At 72.3% G+C, this 13,055-nt stretch carries 12 protein-coding genes and 1 pseudogene; 8 read left to right on the forward strand and 5 right to left on the reverse strand.

All coding sequences use genetic code 11. The features are described from left to right. Positions 1–47 precede the first annotated feature (47 nt). Positions 48–476, reverse strand: coding sequence for a peptidase inhibitor family I36 protein (locus ACZ32T_RS03015; RefSeq protein ID WP_467365041.1), 429 nt, complete (start codon positions 474–476; stop codon positions 48–50). Positions 477–742: 266 nt separating this feature from the next. Then, the gene (locus ACZ32T_RS03020) at positions 743–2,353 is read right to left on the reverse strand and encodes an MFS transporter (RefSeq protein ID WP_467263533.1); all 1,611 of its coding nucleotides are present in this window, start codon (positions 2,351–2,353) and stop codon (positions 743–745) included. Positions 2,354–2,546: 193 nt separating this feature from the next. On the opposite strand from ACZ32T_RS03020, the gene ACZ32T_RS03025 reads away from it, so the two are divergent. The 7 genes from ACZ32T_RS03025 to ACZ32T_RS03055 all read left to right on the forward strand — a co-directional run bounded on the left by ACZ32T_RS03025 (position 2,547) and on the right by ACZ32T_RS03055 (position 10,198). Beyond that, positions 2,547–3,161, forward strand: coding sequence for a TetR family transcriptional regulator (locus ACZ32T_RS03025; protein WP_467365657.1), 615 nt, complete (start codon positions 2,547–2,549; stop codon positions 3,159–3,161). A gap of 234 nt (positions 3,162–3,395) precedes the next feature. Continuing rightward, positions 3,396–4,607: an alpha/beta hydrolase gene (locus ACZ32T_RS03030; protein ID WP_467365043.1), complete on the forward strand. Its 1,212-nt coding sequence runs from the start codon at positions 3,396–3,398 to the stop codon at positions 4,605–4,607. 117 nt (positions 4,608–4,724) lie between these two features. After that, on the forward strand, positions 4,725–5,645 hold the full coding sequence (locus ACZ32T_RS03035; protein WP_467263537.1) for a DUF4429 domain-containing protein: 921 nt from the start codon (positions 4,725–4,727) through the stop codon (positions 5,643–5,645). Positions 5,646–5,754: 109 nt separating this feature from the next. Next, positions 5,755–7,104, forward strand: a complete 1,350-nt coding sequence (locus ACZ32T_RS03040; protein ID WP_467273525.1) for a sensor histidine kinase — start codon at positions 5,755–5,757, stop codon at positions 7,102–7,104. Beyond that, positions 7,101–7,781, forward strand: a complete 681-nt coding sequence (locus ACZ32T_RS03045) for a response regulator (RefSeq protein ID WP_467273527.1) — start codon at positions 7,101–7,103, stop codon at positions 7,779–7,781. The genes ACZ32T_RS03040 and ACZ32T_RS03045 overlap by 4 nt, the downstream gene beginning before the upstream one ends. Positions 7,782–7,949: 168 nt before the next feature. Then, positions 7,950–8,993 (forward strand): alpha/beta hydrolase, encoded by a 1,044-nt coding sequence (locus ACZ32T_RS03050; RefSeq protein ID WP_467365045.1) that lies wholly within the window; start codon positions 7,950–7,952, stop codon positions 8,991–8,993. Beyond that, a complete protein-coding gene (locus ACZ32T_RS03055) occupies positions 8,990–10,198 on the forward strand; it encodes an acyltransferase family protein (RefSeq protein ID WP_467273531.1) in 1,209 nt (402 codons plus the stop codon). Before ACZ32T_RS03050 ends, ACZ32T_RS03055 begins: the two co-directional genes overlap by 4 nt. Positions 10,199–10,217: 19 nt before the next feature. Here ACZ32T_RS03055 and ACZ32T_RS03060 read toward each other — a convergent pair whose 3' ends face one another. Beyond that, entirely contained in the window at positions 10,218–11,237 is a 1,020-nt protein-coding gene (locus tag ACZ32T_RS03060; protein WP_467365047.1) for an aldo/keto reductase, read from the reverse strand. Positions 11,238–11,241: 4 nt separating this feature from the next. After that, the gene (locus tag ACZ32T_RS03065; protein WP_467365049.1) at positions 11,242–11,703 is read right to left on the reverse strand and encodes a MerR family transcriptional regulator; all 462 of its coding nucleotides are present in this window, start codon (positions 11,701–11,703) and stop codon (positions 11,242–11,244) included. A gap of 87 nt (positions 11,704–11,790) precedes the next feature. On the opposite strand from ACZ32T_RS03065, the gene ACZ32T_RS03070 reads away from it, so the two are divergent. Beyond that, on the forward strand, positions 11,791–12,618 hold the full coding sequence (locus ACZ32T_RS03070) for a serine hydrolase domain-containing protein (RefSeq protein WP_467365051.1): 828 nt from the start codon (positions 11,791–11,793) through the stop codon (positions 12,616–12,618). A 2-nt stretch (positions 12,619–12,620) separates the two neighbouring features. Here the strand turns inward: ACZ32T_RS03070 and ACZ32T_RS03075 are convergent. Then, a pseudogene (locus ACZ32T_RS03075) lies at positions 12,621–13,028 on the reverse strand (ATP-binding protein); the annotation flags it as partial. Positions 13,029–13,055: the final 27 nt, after the last annotated feature.

A 13,055-nucleotide genomic window follows, 5' to 3' on the forward strand; every position in this document is an offset into this window, starting at 1 on the left:
GAAGAGGGCGGCGGAGCTTCACGGCTCCGCCGCCCTTCGGCGTCCGCTCAGCTCTCCCAGATCTTGAAGGCCCGGACGGCATACGGTGACCGGGGTACCCAGGTGCCGCCGCCCGGGTACGTCTCGAACTCGCCGGTCTCCGCGCACTCGGCCGACTGGTAGGTGGTGACGGGCCGCCCGGTGCGGTTGACGAGCGCCTGGGCGTGGCCGCCGGCCGGGAGGGGGACACAGCTCTCGATGTCCACGGTGGACAGTTCATGGACCTGCCTGGCCCCGGTGAAGTCCGACTTCACCCAGAGGCAGAGCTGTCCCGCGCCGCACGGCGCGAGTCCTGCCGGAGCGGACTGCGGGGCGCTGCGGGCACGCTCCTGTCCGGCGGGCCCATGAGGGGCGGCCGGCGCGGCGCCGGAGGACAGGGCCGTGGCCGGGACGAGTGCGGTGGCCGCCAGGGCGGCGGCGAGAACGGTCTTGCGCATGGTGGATCAACCCCCGTGGTCGAGTGCCGCGCCGGCCGAGGTGTGCCCGACGGGGCGGACCTCGGCCGACGTGGCGCCGGCGAACCGGGCGGCTCGCCATGTCCGCACTCTGACCTGCGGAAGGACGGGCCGGGAAGGGGGCGGGCGGCGGACCACCCTGATAGGCGACAGCCCCGCCGGAACCGTCCGGCGGGGCTGTCGGGTGCGCTGTGTTGACGTCCGGTGCCCAGTGGCCGCCCAGGGGCGGGCCGGGACTCCGCGACGGGTCAGATGTGGCCCGCGCCCATTCCGGCCTCGGCGTTCTTGCCCCGCTTGGTGAGCGTGGCGACCAGGGCGGCCACCACCGCGACGATGCCGGCGACCATGAAGGCCGAGCTCATGCCCGACACGAACGTGTCATGGGCGACGTCCGTGATCTTCGCCGCCACCTCCGGCGGGGTGCCGGGCGCGACCGGTGGCATACCGACCTTGATGGCCGCGGACGCCTGGTCCAGCTGCGCCGGGTCGACCGGCGGGAGTTCCGCGGCCTTCCAGTTGTCGCCGAGCTTCGCGTCGACCTGGGCGGCCATGACGGCGCCCAGGACGGCCGTACCCAGGCTTCCGCCGACCTGCATGCCGGCCTGCTGGAGCCCGCCCGCGACACCCGAGAGCTCCATGGGGGCGTTGCCCACGATGACCTCGGTGGCGCCGACCATGACCGGCGCGAGGCCGAATCCGAGCAGTGCGAACCAGAGCGACATGGTCAGCGTGCCGGTGCCGATGCTCAGCTGGGACATCCCGAACATGGCGACCGCGACGGACACCATGCCGCCGACCAGCGGCACACGCGGGCCGAACCGGGTGATGGCGGCGCCGGCGAGCGGCGAGCCGACGATCATCATTCCGGTCAGCGGCAGCAGGTGCAGTCCGCTGTCGACGGGGCTCATGCCATGGACGTTCTGCAGGTAGAAGGTGACGAAGAACAGGCCGCCCATGAAGGCGAAGGCCATCAGCACCATCAGGACCACACCGGCCGACAGCGGCACGGAGCGGAACATGGTCAGCGGAATCAGCGGCTCCCTGACCTTCGTCTGGGCGAACGCGAACGCGGCGAACAGGACGACGGCGGCGACGAGGAAGCCGATGGTCTTCGGGTCGCCCCAGCCCCACTCGGAGCCCTTGATCAGCGACCAGATCAGGCAGAACATCGCCGACGACAGCAGCACGATGCCGCCGATGTCGAAGGACCTGGGCGCGTTCTCGGCACGGTGGTCCCTGAGGATCACGAGACCGAAGACGAGCGCGAGCACGCCGACCGGCACGTTGATGAAGAAGACGGACTGCCAGTTGACGTGCTCCACGAGCACACCGCCGAGGATGGGGCCGCCCGCGGTCGAGGCGCCGATCACCATGCCCCAGATGCCGATCGCCATGTTCAGCTTCTCGGCGGGGAAGGTGGCGCGCAGCAGGCCCAGCGCCGCCGGCATCAGCAGGGCGCCGAAGAGACCCTGGAGCACCCGGAAGACGATCACCAGGGTCACGCCCTGGGAGAGGCCGATGGCGGCCGACGCGGCGGCGAAGCCCGCGATGCCGATGAGGAACGTCTGCCGGTGGCCGAAGCGGTCACCGAGCTTGCCCGCGGTGATCAGCGAGACCGCGAGGGCGAGCATGTAGCCGTTGGTGATCCACTGGACGTCGGCGAGCGAGGCGCCGAGGTCCTGCTGGATGGCGGGGTTGGCGATCGCGACGATCGTGCCGTCGAGCGCCACCATCATCACGCCGATGGCGACGGCGAACAGCGTCAGCCACGGGTGGCCTCGCAGCCCCTTCGCCGATGCGGGAACAAGGGCGTCTTCAGGCTCCCGCGGTGCCTTGTCGACAGTGGTCTGACTAGTCATACGCAGGACGTTATGTCAGCTACTGACAGTTGACCAACCAATTCACGAGACGGTAACTGTCATGTAGCTCACAGGTAGGCTGAACAGGTAAAAGCAGGGAAAAGAGGTCCGGCACGTGACACGCAGGCAGACTTCCGGGGCTCCCGCGCCGGTAGCTCCGACCGGGGTACCCGCGCCGGGGGCCCCGACGGGACTGCGTGAACGCAGGAAGCGGCGCACCCGCGAGGCCCTGCTGCACACCGCCCTCAGGCTCTTCACCGCGCAGGGTTACGACCGGACGACGGTCGACGAGATCGCCGGCGCCGTCGACGTCTCGCAGCGCACCTTCTTCCGCTACTTCGCCAGCAAGGAGGCCGTCGCCTTCGCCGTCCAGGAGGCGGTGGACGCGCGCTTCCTCGCGGAGCTGCGTCAACGTCCCGCCGCGGAAGCCCCTTTCGAGGCAATGCGGCGAGCGGCTCTGGACGCCTGGATGGGCATCGCCGAGGCCGATGACGACGTCACGGTCGAACTCCAGATGCGGGCCTACCGGGTGATCGAGTCGACCCCCGTCCTGCACGCCGCCCATATGCGCCGCCACATCGGCCTGGAGCAGCAGACCGCCGTGCTGATCGCGGAGCGTGAGGGTGTCGATCCGGAGGCGGATCCGCGCCCGCGGGTGGCCGTGGCCGCGTTCTCCGGGGTGATGCGGATGACCGGACAGCTGTGGGGCCGCCGGAGGGACGCGGGGGTGGAGGTGCTGCGGGAGCTGACCGAATTCCACCTGGACCAGCTCGGACCCGCGCTCTCCGGGAGCTGGCGCGCCGCGTAGGCATACTTACGCGAACCGCACAGCTGTGCCGCACCCCTCACCACTCCCGCATGGCCGAACTCACAATGCCCCTGCTCCGCAGGCCGATTCGCGTACGCGGCGGGCGCCAACAGCGTCGGATCGTGGATCCGGCGCTCACGGAGCGTAAGAGACGGACGGTCAATTCCCTGCGGTCGAGTGATCCGCGTCACCCCTGCCACGACGTCACGCGCGCGTCTCCTAGGGTGGGGCGCAGTGAATTCCTTCGACTCCTCCCCCACTCTCACCGCGTGGCGCGCTGTGCTCGCCGTCGCGGTCGTGTTCGTGATGCTGGCGACCACCGGCTGGACCGCCGTACGCCATCAGCACTCGTCAGCGCCGCGCGAGACGGCGCTCGCGTCCTGGGCGAAGGACCGCATAGCCGGTCACGCCCTCCCGGACGTGAGCGCTCCGGCCTACCGGCTGGCGCACTTCTTCGCGACGCTCACGGCGGTCCAGCAGGTCGCTCTGGCCGACAAGTACCCGCTGGTGGTGGGAAATCTCGACGGCGCCCCGGTCACCCTGCGCTACCGGGCCAACCGGCACGCACTGGCGCAGGCGGAATCGGCCGAGGAACAGCGGTCACAGGACACACGTCTGTCACCGGACGGGCGCCATCAGTCCGCGCTCCGGCTGGAGCGTTTCCGGTCCATGCTCTCCGGTGACCGGCAGTTCCTCTCCTTCGACCCGTCGGGGCGCGGCAGGGCGGCCGAGGTCCTCGGCGATCTCGACCGGGCCGAGCGGGTCTCGGTCGTGGTGCCGGGGGTCGACACGAATCTCCTGACGCTGGAGCGCACGGGCGTCAAGAAGAACGCGGCGCCCGTCGGCATGGCGCAGTCGCTGTACGCCGCGGAGCGCTCGGCGCGTCCCGGTTCGCGTACGGCGGTCATCGCGTGGGCCGACTACACGGCGCCCGTGGGGATCGGCATGGACTCCGCGCTGGGCGGACTCGCGACGGAGGGGGCCGAGCGGCTGAACGGCCTCCTGGACGCGCTGCCCGGCGCGTCGGACGTCTCGCTGTTCTGCCACAGCTACGGCTCCGTGCTGTGCGGCGTGGCGGCGGACGAGCTGCCGTCCAGGGTGTCCGACATCGCGGTGGCCGGCAGCCCCGGGATGCGGGCGGACAACGCCGACGCCCTGCGCACGGGGGCGCGGGTCTGGGCGATGCGGGACAGCGACGACTGGATCGCGGATGTGCCGAACATGGCGTTCGGCGGGCTCGGACACGGCGCCGACCCGGTCGATCCGGCCTTCGGTGCGCGGATCGTGTCGGCGAACGGGGCGATCGGGCACAGCGGCTATTTCGAGCCGGGGACGGAGAGTCTCGACAACTTCGCCGCGATCGGCGTGGGCGCCTACGATTCGGTCAGCTGCGCGAGCACCGACGGAGCGTGCCACCGGGAGATTTCCGGCGAGTCAGAGGCCTGACGCGCGTAGAAAGACGTCTGACGCGCGTAGAGAGCGGCGAACGGCCTGTCTGCCTGGGCGCGATTCTGCCTGTACCGAAGGGGGACGTGCGAGCCTGTGCCACATACGATGAGGCACATGGGTGATGTGCTGGCCGGAATTCATGCCACCTGGGAGTTCGACACCGACTCCGTGCTCATCCGCTTCGAACGGGGGATCCGCACGCCGAAGCTCTTCCAGAGCCTGCGTGAGCGCCGTATTCCGTACGCGGCGTTGTCTTCGGTGACGCTGACCCCCGGCAAGCGGGGCACGGTGGTCCTGCGCGCGGTGCCGAGACCAGGTGCCGATCCACTGCTCGCGGCCGCGGCCGGGCAGCTCAAGGAGGGGAACGACCCCTACCGCCTGGTGCTGCCCGCCGAACGCGAGACGCTCGCCGAGTACTACGCCGACGAGCTGCGCGCCGTGCTCGGGTCCGAGGCGTCCCTGCCCGCCGAGCGCTTCATGGTGACGGCACCCGAGGCGCCGATGCACTTCAAGGCGTACGACGGCCGGGCCGGCTTCGACGGCTCCCTGGTCTCCTTCCGGTGGTTCTGGACGGGGGCGTCGAGCGCCAAGTGGAAGGCGGGCGACCAGACGTTCCCCGTCGCGGAGCTGGGCGGGATCGAGTGGCGTTCGCCCGAGGCCTTCGAGGGGTACCTCCGGCTGCTGCCACGCGGCGCGGCGGCGGACTCCGACGCGGACGGCCCCGGGCCGGACCCGGGGCCCGGCGGGCAGGCGCCCGTCCGCGCCCAGCCGGACCAGGACCCCGCCGCCGTGGTGTTCGGTCTGGGCTACGGGCCGGTGCACGAGTCGCTGCCCTTCGCCGCGGCGGTCCTGGAGTCCGTCCGCCGGACGCAGTCGGTGCCCGTCGCGACCGCGCCGGTCCCGGTGGGCGGCGCACGGCGCGACCCCGCGGACATCGCGGAACGGATACGCCACCTCGGGGACCTGCATCAGGCGGGCCTGGTGACGGACGCGGAGTACAGCGCGAAGAAGGCGGAGCTCCTCGCGGAGCTGTGAGACGGGCCGCGGGCCCCCGGCCCCCTACCCGGGTACGGGACCGGCGGCCCGCGGTCCACCCCCCGGTATGACGCCGCCCGGCACACTCCGCGCCTACTCTGACCCGATCATGCCCCCATCTCCCACCGGGCCCCCGCCCGCCGACGGTCTGCTGAGCGCCGCCCGCCGCAATCTGCGCGAGCTCGCCCACGGGCTGTCCCACGCGTCCCACCCGCCGACCCCCCTGTTCGCCGACTCCCCGAAGCGCTGGCTGCGGCTGCTGCCGTACGCGGTCGTGCTCGCCCTCAGCGCCGTCTTCATCCCCGTCACGATCAACGTGCTGACCAACGACTACGGGGTGCGCGGTGTCGTCGCCGGGGCGCTGGCCGTCGGGCAGGCAGTGCCCCTGCTGATGCTGGCGCACCGGCCGCTGCAGGCCTGGTGGATCGTCTTCACCGCCGACGTCGTGGGCGCCCTGGTGCTGCTGGTGCGGCCCGGGCCGCAGGACAACATCTGGCCGTGGACCCCACCGGTCATGGTCGGCTACCTCTTCGTGTTGCTGGCCCTGGGACTGCGCGAGAGCCGGCGGACCGCGATCGGGGTCTGGCTGATGACGGGCGCGGCCGGGCTGTTGCTGCACCTCGTGGCGCCCGCGCGCAGCGACGGCAGCGCGCTCCTCCTGTTCATTCTCGGCGCGGTGGTGCTCGTGATCGGGGCGGCGGTACGCGAGCGGAGCGAGGCCCAGCGCCGGCTCGTGGAGCAGGAGACGATCAGCGAGGCCGAGCGGGCGCAGCGCACGCTGCTGGAGGAGCGCACCCGGATCGCCCGGGAGCTCCACGACGTGGTCGCGCACCACATGTCGGTGATCACGGTGCAGGCCGACTCGGCGCCGTACCGGGTCGGCGGGCTCTCCGAGGAGGCGCGGGCGGAGTTCGCCTCGATCGCGGCCGGGGCCCGGGAGTCGCTGGCCGAGATGCGCCGGCTGCTGTCGGTGCTGCGCAGCGACGGCAGCCGGGGCGAGCTCGCCCCGCAGCCCGGACTCGACCGGGTGCAGCAACTGGTGGAGGCGACCGTACGGGCGGGGCTCCCGGCCGAGCTCTCCATGGCGGCGGACGTGCGGGAGGCGGTGGAGCGGGGCGGAGTTCCGCAGGCGGTGGACCTGTCGGCGTACCGCATCGTGCAGGAGGCGCTGGCCAATGTGGTGCGGCACGCGCCGGGTGCGCGGACCCGGGTGTCGGTCACTGCGCGCGACGGCCATCTGACGGTGCTGGTCGTGAACGAGGAGGGGCGGAGGCCGAGTTCGCCGCTGGAGACGTCGGGGACGGGACACGGACTGGTCGGCATGCGGGAACGCGTACGGTTGACCGGCGGCACACTCGACACCGGTCCCCTGCCGGACGGGGGCTTCCGGGTGGCCGCGCGGATCCCGCTGCCACCGCATCGGCCGCCCTCTGCATCCGTGACCCCGGAGGAATCGTGACCATCCGTGTGATCATCGTCGACGACCAGGCCATGGTGCGGGCCGGGTTCGCCGCACTGCTGGCGGCGCAGAGCGATATCGACGTGGTGGGCGAGGCCCCGGACGGGCGCCAGGGCGTCGAGGTCAGCAGGTCGGTGCATCCGGACGTCGTCCTGATGGATGTCAGGATGCCGGAGATGGACGGACTGGCCGCCGCCCGCGAGCTGCTGAGCCCGCCGATGGGGGTGGTGCACCGTCCGAAGGTCCTGATGCTCACCACCTTCGACGTGGACGACTACGTCTACGAGGCGCTGCGCGCCGGCGCGTCCGGGTTCCTCCTGAAGGACGCCCCGCCGGCGGACCTGATCTCCGCGGTGCGGGTCGTGGCGGCGGGGGACGCGCTCCTCGCGCCGTCCGTGACGCGGCGGCTCATCGCGGACTTCGCACGTCAGCGCCCGGCACCGCCGTCCGGCGGTCCGGCGCTGCGGCTGAACGGCCTGACACCGCGCGAGACGGAGGTCCTTGAGCTGATCGCCCGGGGCCTGTCGAACCAGGAGATCGCGGCGCGGCTGGTGCTGGCCGAGCAGACGGTGAAGACACACATCGGCAGGGTGCTGGCGAAGCTCGGGCTCCGGGACCGGGCACAGGCCGTGATCTTCGCGTACGAGTCGGGGCTGGTGGCTCCGGGCGAGGGGTAACCGCCCCTGCCGGCCCCCTGCTCGACGTGGGGCTGTCCCCCCGTACACCCCCTACCCCGGTAGCCCCGGACAGTTGGCTCCCCGGGGTGACGCCTTGTCCCCCACCGCCTTCCTACCTTCCTCTCCGGCACACCGCACGGTGCGCCGGAACCGGAAGGGGAGGGCACGATGCGCCGATTCGCGAGGACGCTGGCCGCGGTCGCACTGGCGACCACCGTGGTGGCGGGGACGGCCGGCTGGGCGTCCGGGGACACCCAGCGGGCGGTGACGGGGCCGCCGCCCGGCAGCGCCTCGTGGCGTGCCGACGGGGTGCTGGGGCGGGAGCTGCCGGACCCGGGCCGGGCGACGCCCGAGCAAGTGGGGGCGTTCTTCCGTGGGTTGAGCGCGGCCGAGCAGCGGGTGCTGCTGGAGCGGCACCCGTCGGTCGTCGGCAATCTGGACGGGGCGCCGCTGGAGCTCCGTTACCGTGCCAACGCCCGCGCGCTGCGCGCCTCCGACGACGACCGGTACGCCGGTCTCGCCGCGACCGGCCGGCAGATCCTCGCTTTCGACCCCCGGGGGCGCGGCCAGGTCGCCGAGGTGTTCGGGGACCTGCGTTCCGCACGGCACGTGTCCGTCGTGGTGCCCGGGTCGGACATCGACGCGGGAACCTTCGACCGGCGCGGCGACGTGTACGGCACCCCGGCGGGCATGGCCAAGTCCCTGTACGCCGGCACGGGTCGGGGCAGTGCGGTGATCGCCTGGGCCGGCTACACCACCCCGGTCGGCCTCGGACTGGACGCCGCGACGGGCGGCCTGGCCGAAGCGGGGGCCGAGCGGCTGACCCGGTTCACGGCGGGGCTGGCGGCCGACGGACTGCCCGCGCCGGTGGTGTTCTGCCACAGCTACGGCTCGGTGGTGTGCGGGCTGGCGGCCTCCGGTCTCGGCGCCACGGACCTGGTGGTGCTCGGCTCCCCCGGGATGCGCGCGGACGACGTGGCCGGTCTGCACACCGGGGCACGCGTCTGGGCCGCCAAGGACGACACCGACTGGATCGACGACGTACCGCATGTCCAGGTGGCGGGTCTCGGCCACGGCGCCGACCCGGCCGACGAGGACTTCGGCGCGCGACGGGTACCCACGGAGGACGCCGAGGGCCACACCGGTTACTTCGCCCCCGGCACGGACTCGCTCGCCGCCTTCACCGCCATCGCCGAGGGGGTCGCGCGATGAGCGTCCGACAGTTGGTCTCCAGGATCGACGCGAGCACCCCCGCCCACCGCGACCGCGCGGTCGACGGGCTGCGCGCCCTGGCGCTGATGGCCGTGCCGGCCGGCCACTGGCTGCTCGGCGGGTTCGGCCTGGACAGCGAGGGCGGCCTGCACAACGCCAGCCCGCTCTCCACGTTCGCCGTGTTCTCCCCGGTGAGCTGGGTGCTCCAGATGCTCGGCGTGTTCTTCCTGGTCGGCGGCTACGCCTCCGTCCTCTCCTACCACCGCCGTCCGTCCACCACCGGCGCGTGGCTGCGTGGCCGGATGGTCCGGCTGGGCAGGCCCGTGCTCGGTGTGACCGCCGTGTGGGCGCTGATGATCCCGGTGCTGTACGCCGTCGGCGTCCCCGAGGACACCTTGCGTACGGGGGCGAAGCTGGTGATCCAGCCGCTCTGGTTCGTCGGGGTGTACGCCGTGGTCACGGCGTTGACGCCGTACTGCGTACGGATGGCCCGGCGGCTCGGCGGCTGGGCGGCCGCCCCGCTGATCGGCTCGGTCGCCGCCGTCGACCTCCTGCGCTACGGGCCGTACGCGGACGCCGTGCCGTCCTGGCTGAGCCTGCTGAACATCCTGCCCGGCTGGCTCTTCGCCTATCAGCTCGGCGTCTCCTGGGGTGAGGGCCGTCTCTCCCGCCGGGGCGCCGGGCTCCTGCTCGTCGGCGGCACGGCCCTGTTCGCCGTGCTGCTGCTCGCCTTCCACTACCCGGCCTCGATGGTCGGCGTGCCCGGCGAGGCCCGGACCAATTCGCATCCGCCGTCGCTGCTGGTCCTCGCGCTGGCCTCGGCGCAGAGCGGTGCGGCGGTCCTGCTGCACGGCCGGATCGGCCGGGCACTGCGCCGCCCCGCCCTGTGGGCGCCCGTGGTGGTCGTCAACCTGTCGGCGATGACGATCCTGTGCTGGCACCAGACGGCGATGCTGGCCGCCGCCGTCCCGGCCTCCTTCGCCGGAGCCGTGCCCGGGCTGACCACGGACCCGGACTCGATCGGCTGGATCCTGGCCCGGCTGGCGTGGATGCCCCTGTTCGCGGCCCTGCTCGTGGGGATCTCCCGGTACGCCCGCAGGTTCGAGGCGCCCTGGCAGACCACCGGCCGGACCGCGAACGCCGGCCGGGCAGCGGCCGGGCTGCTCGCGGCGGGCTTCGCGGTCTTCGCGCTCCGGCTGGCGTGAGCCGGCCGGGGGGGGCGCCCTACTCCCGCGCGGTGGCCGTGTTGCTCATGTCCGGGTAGCGGTCCCCCGCCACCTGGCCCGCGATGGGCTCCAGCAGCTCCAGCTCCTGCCCGGTCAGGGTGAGCCGCGTCGCCGCCACGTTCTCCAGCAGACGGCTGCGCTTACGCGTGCCGGGGATCGGCACCACGGTCAGGCCGTGCACCTCGGCCCGCTGGTGCACCCAGGCCAGGGCGACCTGCGCGGCCGTCACCCCGTGCGCCGCAGCGATCTTGTGCACCGGTTCCAGCAGCGCGGCGTTGGTCTTCGCGTTCTCCCCGGTGAAGCGCGGCTGGTGCTTACGGAAGTCGTCCTGCCCCAGGTCCTTGGACGCGTCCGCGAACGCCCCGGTCAGGAAGCCGCGCCCGAGCGGCGAGTACGGCACGAGGGTCACCCCGAGCTCGACGGCCGCGGGCACGGCGCTGCGCTCCACGTCCCGGCTGAAGAGCGACCACTCGGACTGCAGGGCCGCGATCGGATGCACGGCGTGCGCCTCACGGAGCTCGTCCCCGGTCACCTCGCTCAGCCCGAGCTGCCTGACCTTGCCTTGCTGGACCAGCTCGGCCATCGCGCCCACCGATTCGGCGAACGGGACGAGCGGGTCGCGGCGGTGCATGTAGTAGAGGTCGATGACCTCGGTGCCCAGCCGGCGCAGGCTGGCCTCCACGGCCTGGCGGATGTACGCCGGGTCGTTGCGCACACCCCGGTAGTGCGGGTCGTCGGCCCTCCGCTCGATGGCGAACTTGGTCGCCAGCGTGATCTCGTCGCGGTGCGCCCCGACGAACGGCGCGAGGAACGTCTCGTTCGCACCGCTCCCGTAGATGTCCGCGGTGTCGAAGAGGGTGACGCCGACCTCCAGCGCGGCCTCCAGGGTGTCCCGGGCGCCCGCCTCGTCGGTGGTCCCGTAGAACTCGCTGATGCCCATGCAGCCGAGCCCCTGCACACCCACCTGCGGGCCCCCGTCGGCGAGCTGTACGGTCGCGATCTTTCCGGTCTCGCTCATGTCGTCAGGCCCTTTCCGCTTGCGACGCCGCGCGGGCGCCACCGTAGAAGTCGATCTTGAAGTCGAGCACGGCGAGCGTCCCCTGGAGTTCCGCGATCCGCGTCTTCACATCGCGCCGGGTCGCCTCCAGCAGCTCCTGCCGCTCGGCGAAGGTGTGGTCGCCCTCCCTGAGCAGTTCGGCGTACCTCACCATGTCGGCGACCGGCATCCCGGTCAGCCTCAGCTTGCCGACGAAGGTCAGCCAGTCCAGGTCGCGGTTGCTGAAGCGGCGCTGACCCGTGTGGGAGCGGTCGACGTGCGGCATCAGTCCGATCCGCTCGTACCAGCGCAGCGTGTGGGCGGTGAGCCCGCAGAAGGCGACGACCTCGCTGATGGTGTAGTGGTCCTGGCCCTCGGGGCGCGGATACGCCTTCGGGGCGGAAGCGCGGGTGTCCGTCGTTACGGAACTGCTCTCCATCACCGTCATGACCTCCACGCTAGAACGTTGGAGTGCACTCCAGGCAAGCGTCATCGGGTCGCGATCCAGGATTCGGCTCCCGTTAGGCTCATACGCATGCAGAGCCTGGCGATGATCGAGAACTGGCCCGTCCCCACCGCGGCAGCCGCCGTCGTCACCTCGGACGGCACGCTCCTGGGTACCCATGGTCCCACCGCGCACCGCTTCCCGCTGGCCTCGGTGACCAAGCCGCTGGCGGCCTACGCGGCGCTGGTGGCCTACGAGGAGGGCGCCGTCGAGCTCGACGAACCGGCCGGCCCCGAGGGCTCGACCGTCCGCCACCTCCTCGCGCACACCAGCGGCCTCGCCTTCGACGAGCACCGGGTCACCGCGCCTCCCGGCACCCGCAGGCTGTACTCCAACGCCGGCTTCGAGGTGCTCGGCGACCACATCGCGAAGGCCACGGAGATCCCGTTCGCCGAGTACGCCCGCCAGGCGGTCCTGGAACCCCTGGGCATGACGTCGACCTCCCTGGAGGGCTCCCCCGCGAAGGACGGCGTCTCGACCCTGGACGACCTCGTGCGCTTCGCGGCCGAGGTGCAGGCCCCGCGCCTCCTCGACCCGCGTACGGTCCTGGAGGCGCAGACCGTCGTCCATCCCGGCCTCAAGGGCGTGCTCCCCGGTTACGGTCACCAGAACCCCAACGACTGGGGGCTCGGCTTCGAGATCCGCGACTCCAAGTCGCCGCACTGGACCGGGCTTTCCTCCTCCCCCGCCACCTTCGGCCACTTCGGCCAGTCCGGCACGTTCCTCTGGATCGACCCGGCGGCGGGCGCGGCCTGCGTCGCGCTGACCGACCGGGCCTTCGGACCGTGGGCGGCCGAGGTCTGGACGCCGTTCACCGACGCGGTGCTCGCGGAGCTCGCCACCTCCGCCTCCCGCTGAGCGCACTCGAACCACACCGCCTTCCCGCAGCCGTCGCGGCGCTCCTCCACGCCCCACTTGTCGGCCACGGCGTCCACCAGGAGCAGCCCCCGCCCGCCCTCGTCGAGCACGTCCCCGGCGACAGGGCGGGGCAGCCGGGGGCACGCGTCCGCGACCTCGACGCGTACGCCCCCGGCGGGGAGCAGGAAGATGAAGACCTGGCAGCGGCGGCCGGGAACATGCCGCACGACGTTGGCGATCAGCTCGGTGAGGGCGAGCTCCGCCGCGTCCGCCACATCGAGCAGCGCCCAGCGGGTGAGGTAGAGCCGCAGGATGCGGCGCAGATGACGGGCCGAGTGCGCGCCCATCGCGAGGTCGGCGCGGTAGACCGCTTCCATGTCACCGGTCCGGGTACCGGATACGTGATTCATGTCACCAGGATGCAGTGTCCTGATTAC

Source organism: Streptomyces sp. NPDC023573 (genome assembly GCF_055559735.1).